The sequence below is a fragment of the Bacillus sp. 491mf genome (genome assembly GCF_900112415.1).
Taxonomy (GTDB): Bacteria; Bacillota; Bacilli; order Bacillales; family Bacillaceae_G; genus Bacillus_A.
The window spans coordinates 96,602-113,925 of record NZ_FOLV01000005.1; the positions used below are offsets into that span (position 1 = coordinate 96,602).

The window sequence follows — 17,324 nt, forward strand, 5'->3', positions numbered from 1 at the left end:
ACACGCCTCCTAAATAGAATCCATCATTTGAAACATCGGCATAATCATCGCTAAATACATAAGCACAACGACCAGTCCGATACATGTAAACAAAAGGGGTTGTATCACAAACAACATACGATTAATTTTCTCTTCAATTTTTTCTATTGTCATGTCACTATAATCGGAAAGCTCAGTTGCTAAATTGCCATTTGCTTGTCCATGTTTAATAATGTAAGCGAGCTCCTGTTCATAATACGAACGAGTCATCATAATAGAATCCAGGTGTTCACCTATCGTTAATAACTCCTGTATTTTGAGCGCTTCGCATTGAAAAAACAAATGATGTTTTTGCTCCTTCATTAACGTTAGCGCTTCTAATATAGAGAGCCCGCCTTGTAAAAGGCCGCTTAATTGAATTGCAAAATAGTGTGAGTTCGTTAATTTTAAAAACATTTGTATAAGAGGCACTCTCATACAAATGTTCATTCTCGTAACTGGATGCAACCTTTTTACATACAGCACGTAGATAAGAACTACGGCGCCAATTGCAAAAGCGACACCTCCCATAACATACGGAAGTGCTTGAATAACCATTAAAATATTGTCTGTAAATGAAGTGGATGATCCACGGAGTGAACGATATAAAGTAGTGAACTGCGGAAGAAGAACTAGGTTAAATACAAGGAGAATACCTAATAAAAACAAAGAAAGAACGAATGGATAGCGCAGCACCTTCACCATATTTTTTTGATGTTTATCTTTTCTGTCAAGGAGTGAGCTCCCTTGCTGCAACGCAAAGGCAATGTCACCATGCCGCTCTGCATAAAATAAATAGCTTAAAATATCAGGATGAAATGCCAGTTTATCAAATACATCATGTAAACTACTTCCTTTTTTAAATTCTTCGGCAGCATCTTGAAGCTGTATTTGTTTACGCGGGGTTAAGTGAAAATATAGAAACTCTAATGCGTGCAATAAAGAATATCCTTTCTCCAAAAGTTCTCCAAGCCTTCGGAGCAATAATGCTTGTTCATGTAAACGCCACTTTTCTTGCTTAAACATAAACATCTTCTTCAATAAACCCGAGCGCATACCCTTTTCTTAGTTCATCTTGAAGTGTTGTATATTGGTACGCTGCTTGCTTTCCATTTGCTTCATAAATGACTTCTTTCAACTCATCACCGTACAATAATTCATAAATGCTTGCTCGGCGTATGTGACGCATTTTTTTGCATAGAGGTGAGCATTTCCCTTTGCAAAATGGACATTTTAATTCCACTAACCGCTGCGCTGCAACCGCTAGTAGCGATTGTTCAATTTCTAGAAGCGTTATACCATAATCCATTAAACGTAGCACTGCACTCTTTGCATCATTCGTATGCAATGTCGTCATCACTAAATGACCTGTTAAACTCGCTCGAACCGCCACCTTTGCTGTTTCCTCATCACGAATTTCTCCCACTAAAATAATATCTGGATCATGACGTAAAATTGCTTTCAATCCTGTTGCGTACGTAATACCAGCTTTTTCATTAATTTGAATTTGTAATAGTCCATCCTTTTTCTTTTCAACCGGATCCTCCAGTGTAACAATGCGGCGGGTCTGCTCCTTCTTTGCTACTTCTAAAAGAGCATACATCGTTGTCGTTTTTCCGGAGCCGGTCGGACCTGTAAAAATTATTAGTCCGTGTGAATGATGTAAAAAAGAGAGAAGTGTTTTTGCGGAACTTGGGAATAATGAGAGATGAGAGAGGTTCGGGACTGCAGTTTGTAAGTGTAATCGAATAACAAGACTTTCATGATGTACAGTTGGCAAAGTAGATAGGCGTAAATATACTTCCTCATCATCAACTTTCATCTGCAATGAACCATTTTGCGGCTTTCTCCTTTCACCAATATCCATAGCTGCTAAAAACTTAAAGTGTGATACAAGTCGTTCACAAAATTCTTTTGAAGTATGATGCTTTGTCACCAAATCTTTTCCAATACGCAATTGTACAACAGCATCTTCGTGACGCGGCACAATATGAAGATCTGATGCGCGCAAGCTACAAGCTTCTTTCATAATTGTGTCAGCAAACTGTTCGACAGCATTCACTGTTATCGCCTCCTCACTATGTATATATCATGGTCATCATGAAAAGAAAAATAGCGAATTTCCTGTTTTTATCGTAATGTTTTTGAACTTTCCAAATAAAAAAAGTAACTACTCACTCAGCCACTTTATGAAAGAAAAAGACGGAAAACCATTTTTTAAATGGTCTGAGAGGGACCGGCCATGCATAGAAGCGGTCAGGGCCTATTTCTACTACGCGCAACGTTTAAAAAAAAGAAAAGCACCAATCTTTCTGCGAATAGAGTGGATGGTTGAGTAGTTACATTAAAAACCGAAATAAGTTTGTGAAATTATGAACAATTAATGAATCATTGCCCAAAAACATGTTATGCAACGTTATCTATATTATAATATTGTTATCTCAGATAAACCGATAAAGGTGGCGATCCTCATGGAACAGGCTTTAAAAATTACAAACGTACTATCCGATCCAACACGCTATTATATTTATAAATATATTTCTCAAAAACATACGGAGGTTACCGTACAAGAAATTGCCGACGAATTTGATATTCATCCGAATGTTGCGCGTTTACATCTTTCAAAGCTAGAAGATGTAAATATGTTAAAATCAGAAACAAAAAAAACAGGTAAAGGCGGCAGACCAAGCCGATTATATGCCTTATCAGATGATGTCATTCAACTACAATTTCCGTTTCGTGATTATCAATTGTTAGCACAAATTGCTTGCAATACATTATTTAGCTTAGGTGAAGTTGGCGAGAAAGCTCTATATGAAACGGGTAAAAAGTTTGGTAAAGAATTAATGGAACAACAAATGAACCGATTAAACAGGAACGAAAATGAATTGACGGTTGAACAAAAAATACAAATTGCCAAAGAAGCTTTATCAACGGCGGGCTTATCCCCGGAATTTGAATTAAGCACCGATGGATCAAAAATTTTCTATGACGTATACAATTGTCCATTTAAAGAAGTTGCTGTTCATCATCCAAAAGAAGTTTGTAACATGCATGTCGATATGATGAAAGGCATCTTTGAAGTTCTATTCCCGAACATGGAATTAACACGTGATGATACGATGTTCGAAACAGGTTGTAAGTCTTGTAATTATCATCTTCATATGTAAACTAAGAAGCCAGATTATACTGGCTTCTTATTATTTTGTAAATGTTTACAATAGTTAGAATAGTGCATTATAATTAAAAGGAGTATTGAGTTCATACAAAGGGAGGGGAATGGGATGGAGCGCATGTTTCGCGTTCTTGGCTTTTGGACTGGTATTTTTTCCGTGATGTTTTATTTAGGGGATATGTATGGGGCAGCACTATTATTTTTAGGACAAACAGGATTTTTTGTACTTTTAAGTTATTTAAAGTTAACAGAGCGCATGTACATTTATGTATTTGGCGCATATTTAACAGTCTTCTTCATTGGATTTACATACTATACGACGTTCCTTCTTACACCAGGAGTTGGACATTAAGATGGCATATATGCCATCTTTTTTTATCTCCGCTTAAATTCATAGTTGACTTATTGGTTTTCTTTGAATATATTTATTGTAACAAATTTTAAGGAGGAAAACAGTATGAACACATTGTTAGTTAGCATAAACGTCATTATTATGCTCCTATTAGTAGGTGTATTATATTATATGCAACGGAAACACCTTTCTTTTAATAAACGTGTATTTACCGCACTCGGACTCGGAATTATATTTGGACTTATTTTACAACTTTTTTATAAACCAACTTCCGAAATCATTATTCAATCTAATAACTGGTTTAACTTAATCGGGGGCGGTTATGTTAAGTTATTACAAATGATCGTTATGCCACTTATTTTAGTTTCCATTATTTCAGCGTTTACAAAATTAAAATTAACTAGTAATCTTGGCAAAATTAGCGGACTTATCATCGGTATTTTACTTCTTACAACTGGAATTGCTGCTGCAGTCGGAATTGCAGCAAGTGCTGGCTTTGATTTGCAAGCAACTGGCTTACAGCAGGGCAGTGCAGAAGCAGCTCGTTTAAAATTAGTACAAGAAAAATTCACTTCTATTGACCAAACACCTATCCCGCAAAAATTATTAGAACTACTTCCTGCAAATCCATTTCTCGATTTAACAGGAGCCCGTCCAACATCTACAATTTCTGTTGTCATTTTTGCGGCATTTATTGGGATTGCCTTCTTAGGAGTGAAAAAGAAATATCCAGAACAAGCAGAACAATTTAAGAATATACTAGATGCCGTATATGCAGTGGTCATGCGTATGGTCACATTAATTTTACGCCTCACTCCATACGGCGTACTTGCTCTTATGGCCAAAACAGTTTCAGGAAGTGATGTGCAAGCGATTTTAAAACTTGGTAACTTTGTTTTGGCATCTTATGTAGCACTTATTGTTATGTTTATTATTCACTTATTACTAATCGCTCTGTCTGGTTTAAACCCAGTGCAATATTTAAAAAAGGCATTCCCGGTTTTAACATTTGCATTTACATCACGTTCAAGTGCAGGTACGATGCCGTTAAATATTGAAGCGCAAAAAGAAAAACTCGGTGTTTCAGAAGGAATTGCAAACTTCGCTGCTTCCTTTGGTGTCTCAATTGGTCAAAATGGATGTGCTGGTATTTATCCAGCCATGCTTGCGATGATGGTTGCGCCAACTGTTGGTATCAATCCATTGCAACCGCAATTTATCTTAACGTTAATCGCCGTTGTTGCAATTAGTTCATTCGGCGTTGCAGGTGTCGGAGGCGGAGCAACATTTGCTGCACTCATCGTACTTTCTACTATGAACTTACCAATCGAAATTGTCGCTCTATTAATCTCTGTTGAACCATTAATTGATATGGGACGTACAGCATTAAACGTAAGCGGTTCTATGACAGCTGGTCTTATTTCTAGCAAATGGCTTGGAGAGTTAGATGTAAATACGTACAATGAAGCAGTCGATAAAACTGAAGAGATTGCATTATAAGAAAGAAAACACCCTGGATTTCCAGGGTGTTTTTCTATATAAGTAAACATTAAAAAACACGCTATTATAAGCGTGTTCAATGCCATACACATCTATTGTTTTACAAATATCCTTGCTCTTCACACCAATCATGAAATTGCCGAACATCTACATCAATTAAAACAATATCTTTTAATTCAATATCAATATCCATGCCGTCAATTACAATCGCATATTTTGCACCATTCTCCGTGCTAGTTCGTTTTATGATTCCTATTTGATTTCGATGCGGTCCATCTTTTACATATGCTTTTTGTCCTATAATATCAAAGTTCAACATCTTCACCTCTTTCTTTTGCTCCACTTAACTATGTATATGATGAAACATCGAAAGAGTCCCTACTTTTTTTCTTTATTACAATTATTTTTCATTTATTTTAATTTCATAAAGTACATATAAAGATTCCTCTTCAAAATAAATTGTTAGCGCTTTCTTTAATAGACTCATGTTATACTAATACAGTGAAATCACCATCAAAATATGGCTTCACTAATGATCATTTTCATACATCGTTTTTAGCGGGTATTTATTCTTCACAATTTTTTAGGCTTTCTCACAGTCTTTAGGTGGAGGGCATACTGTCCGCAAATAGCGAGATAAAGTCGAATTTCTTAAAGAGGAAAAACAATGAATACAGTAACAATTACAAAAATCATCGAAGCTTTAAAATCATACGGATTTCAAAATGTAGCATATTGTGAAAAAACAAAACAATATCTATTTCAAAATGTAACAGATATAATGAGTGGCTATGCTGAAATTACCTATAGTACTCAATTTGAAAAATTCAGCTTACAAATCCATCCTATTGAAACGCATCAGCTTACAGAATTGCAAGAAGTCGAGAAGCATATACAATCTTGTATCCGGAAGGTTGAGCATTTAAATGCGATCATTGAAAAGCAATATAAAAACGCAGAACATACAATCATTCTATAAAAAAAGAACGTGCTCGACACGTTCTTTTTTTATACATTCATATCTTCTTTAATCTGAAGGCCTGTCACATTCTCTACTAATTCAATCGCTTCTTCTAATGTCAGCTCAAATATTGTTTGGCCACCTTCTACATAAGGGAATTTTGAAAAACGTTTCTCCATTTTCTTTATTGTATCAGATGAAAACATCGCACTATCTACACGAAATTCTGATTCCAATAACACAATGTAGTCTAATAATTGAAACCCTAAGCCATTTATAAAAGAGATGAATTTTTCTTTTGACTGCGTTGATAAAAAGACGTTACGCTCAAGTTCATAATATAATTCTTCACCTAAAATCTCTGCTAATTCTTCATCATGTTCACGATTGATAATCTCTTCATATCCATAATCATCGACAAGTTCTTCTACTTCTTCGCCGTCTTCAAATAGTAATTGCGCTAAAGTTGCATCTTTCTTATATTCACTTTGCTGTACAACTGTTAAGAAATTTGTTTTCCATCCTTGTTCTAAATGCATGATTTATAACTCCTTTTATACACTCTTTATTTTTAAATATATATTTTGTTTCAATTGCTTTTTCGCTTTCTCATTACACTGTTTAACAAATGAAGATACGCAAGATGCCCTTTGCATCTTGCCATTTGTATAAATGAGCGGGTCAATTAATCGTTCTTTTCCTCCCTTATAACAAATGTCGTATTCGGTCTCATTCTCTTCTAATACTACTTTCGAATGCAGAGAGTGAAGCATCTTATCAATTTGACAATCCCCACAACTTCGTAATAGATGTAACACCGTTTCATCGTCAGTTAAAAAATCAGATAGCTGTAAAATATTCTTTTGCAACGCCTCTTTTAACACCTTTGTTAATATATAATAACCATACGAATTCGACGGATGCAAAAAGAAATCAATCGTTTCTTTGTAATAAGCTTCTGTAAACCATTCTGCTGCCTGCACAGATTGTAAACAAATTTGTCCGTTACGAACTATTACATCTTCTAAAAAAGAGGACACTTCTTGCTTTGAGATCATTCCATATGTATATAAATCCCGTAACGTATAGTCTACACGATCTGCACATAAATTCGGAAGCGGTTGCTCTAACAACGTCCATTGTTCCCATTTCTCAACCATTCTATAATCATAGCCATATCTCTCCAAAATAGAGGGAATATCTGAAGCTTCAATAACATCCATAAAAATTTGTTCATGATAATCCTCATCTTGCTCTTCTAATACGTGGTCAACAATGTGAGAAAATGCTGTATGAGATACATCATGAAGCAATGCCGCAATTTGTTCTTCCACACTACCACCTAGCATTCTCACAAGAATCATAACACCAACAGAATGTTCATAACGTGTTACGTTCCACGTTGGATTCACAAGGAAGCTTGCGCCGCCTTGATGAATTTTCTGCAAACGCTGCACCGCCTTTGATTGTAATAGTTCCGCAAGCACACCATCTATATAATGTTCACCATATACAGAATCATTAATTATAATCATGCTCCTTCACCCTCTAACACTTTCTCCACTAATCCATCTAGACTGCCTTCGACTATACATACTTCTGGCAAATGGTAAAATGTTGTATCCAAAGAACCGTTTCCTTTATACACAAATATTTTCTTTTCCCAAGCAAGCGCCATTCCAAATTCGGTATGACTTCCTTTTCCACCATCTAATAAAAGCAGAAAAACGTCTGCGTCTCGTACAGCTTGTTTTTCTGCTTGTCCTATACGTTGTAATTCTAATCGATTTGTCGCTTTTTCATTTTTTGTCCAATCGTATGTATGAATCCATCCTGCTTGTTTCAGTCTATCTGCTACAATGTGGACAATGTGTTTATTTGTAAAAGTTGAAGCGATGTAAAATTTCATGTTACCTCTCTCCTTCATATAAAAACAAACAGGAAGATATTGAAAAAAAGGGACGTTTACGAATCCCTTTTTTCTTTTTTATCAATTTTATCATTTAACATGTCTAATTCAGCTGTAATTTCTGATTTTTCTAATTTGCGTTCTTGTGAAAAATTCCGTCCCATATATATTATAATACTACCAATATACAATACTAAACAAACAACTAGAGCAATATTTTCACAGAGACTTAGCCCCAATGTAGTCACTCCTAATCTCATCCATATTATCACGCTTCAATAATTAGAATTCGTCCGTCAAATCTATGCTATTGTAACATAAAGTGTGCTTTTATCTCTATCTTAAAAAGCAATCCTAAATGGATCGCTTTTTTTTACTACTCACCTTTTTCTTTCGAGAAAAACATTCTAGAAATAACAATTCCTAGCCCACCAATAAGTAAGAATAATACTGCACGAATCATCATTGATACTTCTGGTAAATCTAAGAAGAATAACTTAATCACTGTTACAACTAACACAACTAATCCAGCGTATAATATTTCATTCATTCCTCTATTACGTCCAAACCAAACTGAAACTAAAGCATATATCATCCATAAAAGAGAGACAAATACACTGATAATACTTCCGTCTGTTGAAAGAACCTCTCCTATTCTAGTAATCGTAATAAATACAAGTACCATAAAGCCATATAACGTAATCGAATACACATATTTCCCAAAACGTTGCAACATTGGTTTCATTTTCATCATTCCATAATAAAATGTTCCAACTAAAATGAGATGGGCTACAAAAGCTGCTGACATGAATGTCTCAAATGGACTCACAAGCGTTTGCAACATACCGATTCCATAAATAACTGCACTGATATAAAACTTGATTTCTTGTTTTAATTTCGCAGAAGTAACGATACCTAAAAAACCTTGCAACATCAATACAATTGCTCCATTTACTAAACTAAATTCATTTAAAATTGTTAAACTAAACGACCCCATCGCAAAACCAAATAAAAGATCTGTAAATGACGATTTTTTATTTTTCATATAGTCAGCTATAAACATTACACTGTGTACAATTGTACTAATTAACAATCCCCATGTTGTAAAATCCGGAATTTTTATAATTGCCAGAATAAAGAAGATTGCATTGGCACTAAATAAAGCCATTCTAGGTTGATAAATAAAACTTCGATCAATAAACATATGCCAGAAAAGCAGAATATGAATTAATCCATAAACAATTGTTAATTGTACCTGTAAATTCCCTAGTAACATGGTCATAATTACAAAAAAGACAAACGTTACAAGTACAGAAACAGAGTAAGATACCATATATAAATATTGATAGCGATTTTTATACGCATACCATAATAAACTCATCGTTAACACTGTTTCATATCCAAAGAAAATGTAAGAATTAGGTGCTGTACTATTTAATAAGAACGGTACAAAAAAGGCTCCTACAGATACAAATATAGCGAGATACTCTGATTGATATCGCTTAGCTAAATAAATACCGAGTATAATCCAAATAATATTGAATATAAATGCCATGCTTGCCGGAAAGAAATGATACAAATAATGCGCAGCGAATGTCGTTAAAACAATGCCTGTAATACTTCCTCCAGCTAACACTAAGCCTAACGCTTGATGTTCTTTTTTTATTTGTATATCACCTACATAATACAAAGCAACTGATAATGCTACGCCAAATACAATACGAATTGCTGGAGTAAGTAATCCTGCATCTACTCCCGCTTTAAATAGCCAAATTACCCCAAGCAGCATAATGGCAACGAAAATACGTGGTAGCCATGTTTGACAAAATTTTATAATGTCAAATGGTTCAGGCTTAAACGCAGATATATCTACCTGCTTTATCTCCGGTTCCTTCACACTTTCTTGGCTAATGACTCTTTCTTCTTGTCGTACATTTTGCACAGGAGTACTAACTTCTTGTTTCTTCTCAATAGGTTCCTTTACTTGTTGAACTCTTTCTTCGTCCATTTCTCTTCGCTGTGCTTTTAACTCATAGAGCGTCTCCTGCAATGTATCAATTGCTGTTTCTAGAGCTTCTATTTTTTTGCTCAAATCTTGTTTCATTTTCTCCCCCCTCTAATCATGCTGCTAAATAGAAATATGCCTATAATTAGTTTAATTTCCAATTAACTACATCATACTATTAGTTTATTCATTTTTTAAGAGGTTTTTCCTAAAATTATACAATTCATTCCATTTTGAAAGTAACACGTTACGATTTAAAATATCCATCTAAAAAAACCTGAAATACAGCAGGTTCCCTATAGTTCCCTACTAGTACCTGAATATCTTCCACTGGTGTAATCATACTCTTAAAAAAATAAAGGTGTTAACAGCTTTCCAACCAGCCCCAAAAGCATGATTTCATAGAAATCATGCTTTCGTTACATAATCAATAATCGTTTGCAAAGCTTCTTGTCCGCTATATTGCTGCATCGATCTTTTATACTGCAAACGATTTTTATACAGTTCTTCTACATGTTCAATTAGCAACGTTTCTGTTATATCTTCTTCAAATAACATGCGTCCATATCCTTGTTTTTCAAAAGACTGTCCGTTTAAAATTTGATCTCCTCGGCTCGAAGATTTCGGAAGAGGAATTAATAACATTGGCTTTTGTAATGTTAAAAATTCAAAAATCGCATTGGATCCTGCACGAGAAATAACGATATCAGTTGCCGCTAATATATCAGGAAGTTCATCGTGAACATATTCAAACTGTTTGTATCCCGGTGTATTCTCAAGCGTTTCATCCATATTGCCTTTCCCGCACAAATGAACAATTTGATAGGTTTGCAGGAGGTTTGGCAGGGCACCGCGTACTGCTTCATTAATACGGCGTGCTCCTAAGCTGCCTCCCATAACCGTAATAACTGGTTTTGATGCAGTGAATCGTAAAAATTGCAGTCCTTTGTTTCTACTTCCCTGCAATACTTCTTCACGCACAGGTGAGCCAGTAAATACTGTTTTTTCTTTCGGTAAATGTTTTTTCGCTTCTTCAAACGTAACAAATATTTTTGAAGCAAAGCGAAGAGCAATTTTATTTGCAAGCCCAGGCGTCATATCAGACTCGTGTAAAAAAACAGGAACACGATTTAGCCACGCACCAATTACAACCGGCACAGACACGAAGCCGCCTTTTGAGAAAATAACATCTGGTTTTAGCTTTCGAATCAGGAAATACGCATCCATAACCCCTTTCATAACAAGAAAGGGGTCTTTTATATTTTTTAAATCAAAATAGCGGCGAAGCTTTCCACTCGCTATTCCATAATAAGGAATCCCTTCTTTTTCAATGATCGTCTTTTCAATTCCATTATGTGAACCAATATAACACACCTTCCAACCGCTCTTTTGAAAATGTGGTATAAGCGCTAAGTTCGGCGTAACGTGACCCGCAGAACCACCGCCTGTAAATATAATCGTTTTCAACAGTATGTCTCCTTTTAATAAAAGATTTACTTTTTATTATAACACACTGAAATAACGCGCTTCTGGATGAGCAAACACCAGCGCCGATACAGAAGCCTCCGGTTCCATCATAAACCCTTCTGTTAAGGAAATTCCAATTTCCTCAGGGCGAAGCAACCGAAATAACTTTTCTTGATCAGCAAGCTCTGGACACGCAGGATAGCCAAAAGAAACGCGAATCCCTTGATATTTTGTTCGGAACCGCTCTTCCATCGTCATGTTTGGTGAATCTGGAAATCCCCAGCGATCACGGATGAGCATATGCGTTTTTTCAGCTAATCCTTCTGCAAGTTCCAGCGCAAGTGATTGAATCGCATGACTACGCAAATAATCGCCTTGTTCTTTCCACTTTTCTGCTACAGCACGGACACCTGTTCCAACCGTTACAGCTAAAAAAGCAACATAATCCATTTCATCTCCAACTGGGCGTAAATAATCACCAAGCGTGCGATGCGGTGCTTTTCCTTGTCTTGGGAATGTAAAACGCTCTAGCACACGACCCTGATCTTCTGGATCATAAATTAAAATGTCTTGATTTTCACTTTGTGCAGGAAAGAATTGATACACAACGCTCGGACGTAACCATGATTGTTCTTCGCGAAGCAATTCATCGATTAAGTCATTCAGTTCATGGGCTCTTCTATCCCCTTCTTGTAGCAACTTTTTTACATTCCCTTTTAAACCTAAGTGATGCCCAAGTAACATTTGCCGATTTAAAAACGGAGCAAGATGTGTTACTGAAATATCACGCAAAGCGACACGTTTTGTAGAATACGGTACATATACTGGTGCCGGCGGTAATTTTTCAATTTGAATCGGTACCAGTGCCCGGCTTTTCTCTTCTTCTACAACAACATGTAAATGGCGTTTCGCTTTTTCCTCACTCATCTTTTCCCGTTCTTCTTCGTTTTGCAGGCGATTGATCAGATCTAATCCTGTCATCGCATCACTTGCATATAAAACAAGCCCTTGATAAGAGGGAGATATCCGCGTTTCTGTGAACTTCCGCGTCAGCGCAGCACCTCCTACAACAATCGGAACATCAATATTTGCCGCTTTTAAGTCTTCTGCTGTTGTTACCATTTGCTGCGCAGATTTAACAAGTAATCCTGATAAACCAATAATATCTGGTTTCTGTTCTTTTACCTCTTGAATAATACGATCAGAGCGCACATTAATACCCAGGTTTACAATGTCGTATCCATTGTTCGATAAAATAATTTCCACCAAATTTTTACCGATGTCATGCACATCACCTTTTACTGTCGCAAGCAGCACTTTCCCTTTCTTCGCACTATCACTTGTCTCCATATACGGCTCTAAATACGCAACAGCCGCTTTCATACTTTCCGCACTTTGCAATACCTCTGCCACAATAAGCTCATTATTATTAAATAAACGTCCCACTTCATCCATGCCAGTCATAAGCGGTCCGTTAATAATATCAAGCGGTGCTCTTCCTTCATCTAGAGCAAATTGCAAGTCATCATGTAGTCCTTGTTTTGTCCCTTCTACAATATAATGAGATAACCGCTCTTCAAGCGTTAACGTTTCAGCTGCTACGACTTCTTTTTTCTTCACATTTCGATAAAAATTTGTAAATTCTTCTAACGTTTCTTTCGTCGTCTCAAACAAAAGAGCATTCGCTAATAGCTTTTCCTCTTCAGAAATAGAAGCATACCGCTCTAGCTTTTCGGTATTCACAATGGCATAATCTAAACCAGCCTTTGTCGCATGATATAAAAAGACCGAATTTAATACTTCGCGTCCTGCTGGCGGTAAACCAAATGAAATATTACTTACACCTAATATTGTTAAACATTCAGGCAATGCCTCTTTTATGAGCCGAATGCCTTCAATTGTCGCTGCAGCTGAACCGATATATTCTTCATCACCTGTTCCAACCGGAAAGACAAGTGCGTCAAAAATAATATCTGACGGGCGCACTCCATATTTTATTGTTAAGAGCTCATAACTTCTTTTCGCAATTTCAAGTTTTCGCTCAGCCGTTACCGCCATACCAATTTCATCAATTGTTCCCACAACAATAGCCGATCCGTACTGTTTAATAAGTGGAATTACTTTTTCAAAACGCTCTTCTCCATTTTCTAAGTTAATAGAGTTAATTACTCCTTTTCCTTGCAAATAAGTAAGAGCCAGGTTTATCACTTGCTCATCTGTCGAATCAATCATAATGGGTACTTTTAATACTTTCGTCACAGCTTGCAAGAAATTTTCCATATCTTCTATTTCATCACGGTCTGGGTCTGCCATGCAAATATCAATAATATGGGCATTTTTCTTTACTTGTGCCCTTGCGACTTCCGCTGCTTCTTCAAAATTCCCTTCTGCAACAAGACGTTTAAATTTGCGTGAACCAATTACATTCGTACGCTCTCCAACGAATAACGGGCGCATAGAATCTTCATATTGCAACGCTTCAAGCCCGCTAATCCCATGACCTTTTCTTTCTCGTTTCACACGGGGCTCAAATGATATTAGCGCCTCTTTCATCGCACGAGTGTGCGCTGGCGTCGTCCCGCAGCAACCACCAACAATATTCATCCAGCCTTCTTCTGCAAACTGTTTCACTTTATGAGCAAGTGACTGCGGGGATTCATGATAATGACCGTCTTCATCTGGAAGTCCAGCATTGGGATAACAAGAGATGTAACACTCTGATAACTCTGCAAGTGAACGAATATGTTCTCTCATAAACTCTGGTCCTGTTGCACAGTTTAGCCCAACCGATAATGGATTCATATGCTCTACCGATAAGTAAAATGCTTCAATTGTTTGCCCAGCTAACGTCGTTCCCATTGGTTCAATTGTTCCCGAAATCATAAGCGGAACTTTTTTCTCTGCCTCAATAAATGCCTTTTCAATTCCTAAGCATGCCGCTTTTACATTACGCATGTCCTGACTTGTTTCTACAAGTAACAGATCTACACCTCCGCGCAGTAAACCGCGTGCTTGTCTTGTATATGCCTCAATGAGCTCTTCAAAAGTAACGCCACCCGTGACACTAATTGCTTTTGTCGTTGGACCCATTGACCCGGCTACATATACTTCTTTACCGCTCTCCTTTACAGCTTGTTTTGCTAACCTGACCGCCCTTTCATTCAACTCCTCATCTAAGTGAGAAAGGTTATAATCACTAAGTACAATGTTCGTTGCACCAAATGTATTCGTTTCAATAATATCTGCCCCTGCTTCAATATACGCTTTATGAATCTGTAAAATAACGTCCGGCCGTGTTTTTACTAAATATTCATTACAGCCCTCATATTCTTCTCCGCCAAAATCTTCAGCTAAAAGGTCTTCTTGTTGAATCATCGTTCCCATTGCACCATCTAATATTAAAATTTCTTGCTGCAATCTTTCCTCGATTTGTCTCATACATTCATTCCTTCTTTCTGCCCTTTCTTCACTTGAATATACCGAACGAGCGCTTCTGTCACTTCATATTTTAAAAATGGTGTAATTAAATAAATACCATTAAATAACTCCATCGCAATATCAATTAATTCTTTAGCTATACAAATACCTTCTGCCACCGCTTCTTCTGACGTTTTATGTGCGTCCATACGCCTTCTCACTTCTTCTGGAAGCGTAATGCCTGGCACCTCAAAATGTAAAAAGTCTGCATTTCGTTTACTTACAAGCGGCATAATTCCAATAAAAATTGGCTGTTCAATATGCTTCGTTGCTTCATATACATTTCGGATGACTGCCGCATCATAAATGGGCTGCGTTAAAAAGTACTCCGCACCAGCTGCAATTTTTTTCTCCATACGTTTTACAGCTGCATCGATATGTCTGACATGCGGATTAAAAGCCCCGCCAATTGAAAAATTGGTGGCTGCTCCAATTGTTTTCCCTAAAATAGAACGGCCATTGTTCATTTCCTTAATCATTTTAATAAGTTCTATAGAAGAAAGATCATATACAGATGTTGCACCAGGAAAATCACCAACCCTCGCAGGGTCTCCGGTTAATGCCAATACTTCCTCCATACCGAGCGCTGCTAATCCAAGTAAATGAGACTGCAGCCCAATCACATTATGATCACGACATGTTAAATGAGTTAATATCGGGATATCGTATTTTCTTAATAACGCTCCCATTGCCATATTTGATAAGCGAGGCGATGCTAAAGAGTTATCTGCTAACGTAATAGCATCTGCTCCAGCACGCTTCAACACTTTTGCTCCTTCAAAAAACCTCTGTGTATCCAACGTTTTAGGAGGATCTAGCTCAACAATCACCGTCGTTTCCTTTTTCGCTTTTTCTGCTAATGTAATTCGATCTGCTACATTTACACGCTGCGCAGTTATAACCTCTGCACGCTTTACAACTTCTTTTGCTGTTACAGGACGCTCATTTCCAAGCGCTCGCTTCATTGCCTCAATATGGGCAGGAGTTGTACCACAACAACCTCCAAGTAGCCTAACGCCTTGCTTAATAAATTCCGGCACCATCTCTTCAAAATAAGCCGGACTTCCTTCATATACGTAACGGCCCTCTACATATTTAGGGAGACCAGCATTTGGATACGCAGATAAGTAACCATATTTAGGGATTTCTATCGTTTTAAAAGATTCGATCATACGAAGCGGTCCTAACTGACAATTTAATCCGACCACATTTGCACCATACTCTATAATTTGCTTCAATACATCATCTACACTATTTCCGTTTTGAGTCGTACCAGCTTCGTGAAGAGCAAGCTGCGCAATAAGAGGGACATTTGTTTGTTTACGTAATACCTTCACTGCATGAAGTAATTCAAACTCATCGTAAAACGTTTCTAATAATAGCCCATCCACACCTTCTTCTAGCAGGGCATCCGCTTGTTCTAAGAGCATAAACTCACGCTCCATATCAGTAGTTGTAACTGCCCCAATATGTTTCATTCCACCGATTGTTCCAACGATTGCATTTTTTTCTGTCACTGCTGCTTTTGCATGTCTTACAGCAGCCCGGTTAATTTCCTTTACGCTATCCTCAAGACCGTACATGCGAAGTTTCCCTTCATTTGCTCCGTATGTATTGGTTTGAATGACATCTGCTCCTACTGCAACATATTGTTTATGAATCGAAATAATCCGCTCTGGTTCAGATATATTCAATTCTTCAAAGCAGCTTTGTAAACCATGAGAATACAGAAACGTTCCCATCGCTCCGTCCCCAATGACAATTCCTCTTTGCAATAAATCTAGTAGTTTCACATGTCTCCCTCTCTTCTTTCAATATAAAAACCCCCTCTTCTCAATGAAGAGGGGGACAGCGTTTTATCCTCCTCTTATCATTCAGAACGCTTTGTTCCGCAGGTCTTAGCACCGTTTCAAACATATAATTTGAAGGTTGCTGGGTTTCACAGGGCCTTTCCCTCCACCACTCTTGATAAGAGTTATATTCATTTATGATTTCAAAAAGCAAACATCGTCCGTTCACTTATTAGCAATCTTTGTTAATTTTCTCACTAATTTAGCATGTTAAAATATGAAAGTCAACAAAAAGAAAGAAAAATAAAATTATTCAAAATATAGTTGCATTTCTTTCTAAATTTGTTGTAAAGTAAAAAACATAATCAAAAACTTCATATTTCGAATTCTTATCGAGAGAGGTCGAGGGACTGGCCCTTTGACGCCTCAGCAACCATTAACAAACTTTTTATTTGTTAATAAGGTGCTAATTCCAGCGAATTGAGAAATGATTTGACAGATAAGAAGAAGACTATATTTGTCGTATATAAGCCTTCTTCTTAGAAGGCTTTTTTTGCATACAAATCCAAATTTTAAAAAACAAAAACCATTCTTTTTCGATGAGCGAGGGCATCTAGCCGCGCATAGAAGCAATCGGACCTTCTTCTGCCACACGTAAAATGCAAACAAA

General features: G+C 36.9%; 15 protein-coding genes and 2 riboswitches. Of the genes, 4 read left to right on the forward strand and 11 right to left on the reverse strand.

Going from position 1 to position 17,324, the window contains the following annotated elements; genetic code table 11:
- Positions 1–9 precede the first annotated feature (9 nt).
- Positions 10–1,050, reverse strand: coding sequence for a competence type IV pilus assembly protein ComGB (comGB, locus tag BM211_RS07685; protein ID WP_035429669.1), 1,041 nt, complete (start codon positions 1,048–1,050; stop codon positions 10–12).
- Positions 1,037–2,080: a competence type IV pilus ATPase ComGA gene (gene comGA / locus BM211_RS07690; protein WP_035429670.1), complete on the reverse strand. Its 1,044-nt coding sequence runs from the start codon at positions 2,078–2,080 to the stop codon at positions 1,037–1,039. Before comGA ends, comGB begins: the two co-directional genes overlap by 14 nt.
- Positions 2,081–2,489: 409 nt before the next feature.
- Here comGA and BM211_RS07695 point away from each other — a divergent pair, with 409 nt between their 5' ends.
- The 3 genes from BM211_RS07695 (at position 2,490) to BM211_RS07705 (ending at position 5,045) form a co-directional block, all read left to right on the forward strand.
- Positions 2,490–3,188 (forward strand): helix-turn-helix transcriptional regulator, encoded by a 699-nt coding sequence (locus BM211_RS07695; protein WP_035429673.1) that lies wholly within the window; start codon positions 2,490–2,492, stop codon positions 3,186–3,188.
- A 114-nt stretch (positions 3,189–3,302) separates the two neighbouring features.
- Positions 3,303–3,545 (forward strand): DUF2626 domain-containing protein, encoded by a 243-nt coding sequence (locus tag BM211_RS07700; RefSeq protein WP_035429676.1) that lies wholly within the window; start codon positions 3,303–3,305, stop codon positions 3,543–3,545.
- A 105-nt stretch (positions 3,546–3,650) separates the two neighbouring features.
- Positions 3,651–5,045 carry an L-cystine transporter gene (locus BM211_RS07705; protein WP_035429679.1) on the forward strand — a complete coding sequence of 465 codons (1,395 nt, stop codon included), beginning with the start codon at positions 3,651–3,653 and terminating at the stop codon, positions 5,043–5,045.
- A gap of 100 nt (positions 5,046–5,145) precedes the next feature.
- Here the strand turns inward: BM211_RS07705 and BM211_RS07710 are convergent, their stop codons facing one another.
- Positions 5,146–5,361 carry a DUF3912 family protein gene (locus tag BM211_RS07710; protein WP_035429958.1) on the reverse strand — a complete coding sequence of 72 codons (216 nt, stop codon included), beginning with the start codon at positions 5,359–5,361 and terminating at the stop codon, positions 5,146–5,148.
- Between the two features lie 351 nt (positions 5,362–5,712).
- On the opposite strand from BM211_RS07710, the gene BM211_RS07715 reads away from it, so the two are divergent.
- Entirely contained in the window at positions 5,713–6,024 is a 312-nt protein-coding gene (locus BM211_RS07715; RefSeq protein WP_035429681.1) for a hypothetical protein, read from the forward strand.
- A gap of 29 nt (positions 6,025–6,053) precedes the next feature.
- Here BM211_RS07715 and BM211_RS07720 read toward each other — a convergent pair whose 3' ends face one another.
- The 8 genes from BM211_RS07720 to BM211_RS07755 all read right to left on the reverse strand — a co-directional run bounded on the left by BM211_RS07720 (position 6,054) and on the right by BM211_RS07755 (position 16,657).
- Positions 6,054–6,545, reverse strand: coding sequence for a hypothetical protein (locus tag BM211_RS07720; protein WP_090996170.1), 492 nt, complete (start codon positions 6,543–6,545; stop codon positions 6,054–6,056).
- Positions 6,546–6,560: 15 nt separating this feature from the next.
- The gene (locus BM211_RS07725) at positions 6,561–7,538 is read right to left on the reverse strand and encodes an HD domain-containing protein (protein ID WP_035429959.1); all 978 of its coding nucleotides are present in this window, start codon (positions 7,536–7,538) and stop codon (positions 6,561–6,563) included.
- Positions 7,538–7,915, reverse strand: coding sequence for a nucleoside 2-deoxyribosyltransferase (locus BM211_RS07730; RefSeq protein ID WP_035429684.1), 378 nt, complete (start codon positions 7,913–7,915; stop codon positions 7,538–7,540). Before BM211_RS07730 ends, BM211_RS07725 begins: the two co-directional genes overlap by 1 nt.
- A gap of 56 nt (positions 7,916–7,971) precedes the next feature.
- Positions 7,972–8,175, reverse strand: a complete 204-nt coding sequence (locus tag BM211_RS07735) for a DUF3966 domain-containing protein (RefSeq protein WP_035429686.1) — start codon at positions 8,173–8,175, stop codon at positions 7,972–7,974.
- Between the two features lie 116 nt (positions 8,176–8,291).
- On the reverse strand, positions 8,292–10,019 hold the full coding sequence (locus tag BM211_RS07740; RefSeq protein ID WP_035429689.1) for a DUF2339 domain-containing protein: 1,728 nt from the start codon (positions 10,017–10,019) through the stop codon (positions 8,292–8,294).
- 309 nt (positions 10,020–10,328) lie between these two features.
- Positions 10,329–11,387 carry an undecaprenyldiphospho-muramoylpentapeptide beta-N-acetylglucosaminyltransferase gene (locus BM211_RS07745; protein WP_035429692.1) on the reverse strand — a complete coding sequence of 353 codons (1,059 nt, stop codon included), beginning with the start codon at positions 11,385–11,387 and terminating at the stop codon, positions 10,329–10,331.
- 36 nt (positions 11,388–11,423) lie between these two features.
- The gene (gene metH, locus BM211_RS07750) at positions 11,424–14,825 is read right to left on the reverse strand and encodes a methionine synthase (protein WP_035429695.1); all 3,402 of its coding nucleotides are present in this window, start codon (positions 14,823–14,825) and stop codon (positions 11,424–11,426) included.
- On the reverse strand, positions 14,822–16,657 hold the full coding sequence (locus BM211_RS07755) for a bifunctional homocysteine S-methyltransferase/methylenetetrahydrofolate reductase (protein WP_035429698.1): 1,836 nt from the start codon (positions 16,655–16,657) through the stop codon (positions 14,822–14,824). The genes metH and BM211_RS07755 overlap by 4 nt, the downstream gene beginning before the upstream one ends.
- A 71-nt stretch (positions 16,658–16,728) precedes the next feature.
- Positions 16,729–16,839: riboswitch (SAM riboswitch) on the reverse strand.
- Between the two features lie 201 nt (positions 16,840–17,040).
- A riboswitch (SAM riboswitch) is annotated at positions 17,041–17,160 on the forward strand.
- Positions 17,161–17,324 lie beyond the last annotated feature (164 nt).

Bases quoted from the DNA above. Each gene is read 5' to 3' on its own strand.
- comGB (WP_035429669.1), bottom strand. From the start codon at position 1,050: ATGTTTATGTTTAAGCAAGAAAAGTGGCGTTTACATGAACAAGCATTA.
- BM211_RS07695 (WP_035429673.1), top strand. From the start codon at position 2,490: ATGGAACAGGCTTTAAAAATTACAAACGTACTATCCGATCCAACACGC.
- BM211_RS07700 (WP_035429676.1), top strand. From the start codon at position 3,303: ATGGAGCGCATGTTTCGCGTTCTTGGCTTTTGGACTGGTATTTTTTCC.
- BM211_RS07705 (WP_035429679.1), top strand. From the start codon at position 3,651: ATGAACACATTGTTAGTTAGCATAAACGTCATTATTATGCTCCTATTA.
- BM211_RS07715 (WP_035429681.1), top strand. From the start codon at position 5,713: ATGAATACAGTAACAATTACAAAAATCATCGAAGCTTTAAAATCATAC.
- BM211_RS07720 (WP_090996170.1), bottom strand. From the start codon at position 6,545: ATGCATTTAGAACAAGGATGGAAAACAAATTTCTTAACAGTTGTACAG.
- BM211_RS07730 (WP_035429684.1), bottom strand. From the start codon at position 7,915: ATGAAATTTTACATCGCTTCAACTTTTACAAATAAACACATTGTCCAC.
- BM211_RS07735 (WP_035429686.1), bottom strand. From the start codon at position 8,175: ATGAGATTAGGAGTGACTACATTGGGGCTAAGTCTCTGTGAAAATATT.
- BM211_RS07740 (WP_035429689.1), bottom strand. From the start codon at position 10,019: ATGAAACAAGATTTGAGCAAAAAAATAGAAGCTCTAGAAACAGCAATT.
- metH (WP_035429695.1), bottom strand. From the start codon at position 14,825: ATGAGACAAATCGAGGAAAGATTGCAGCAAGAAATTTTAATATTAGAT.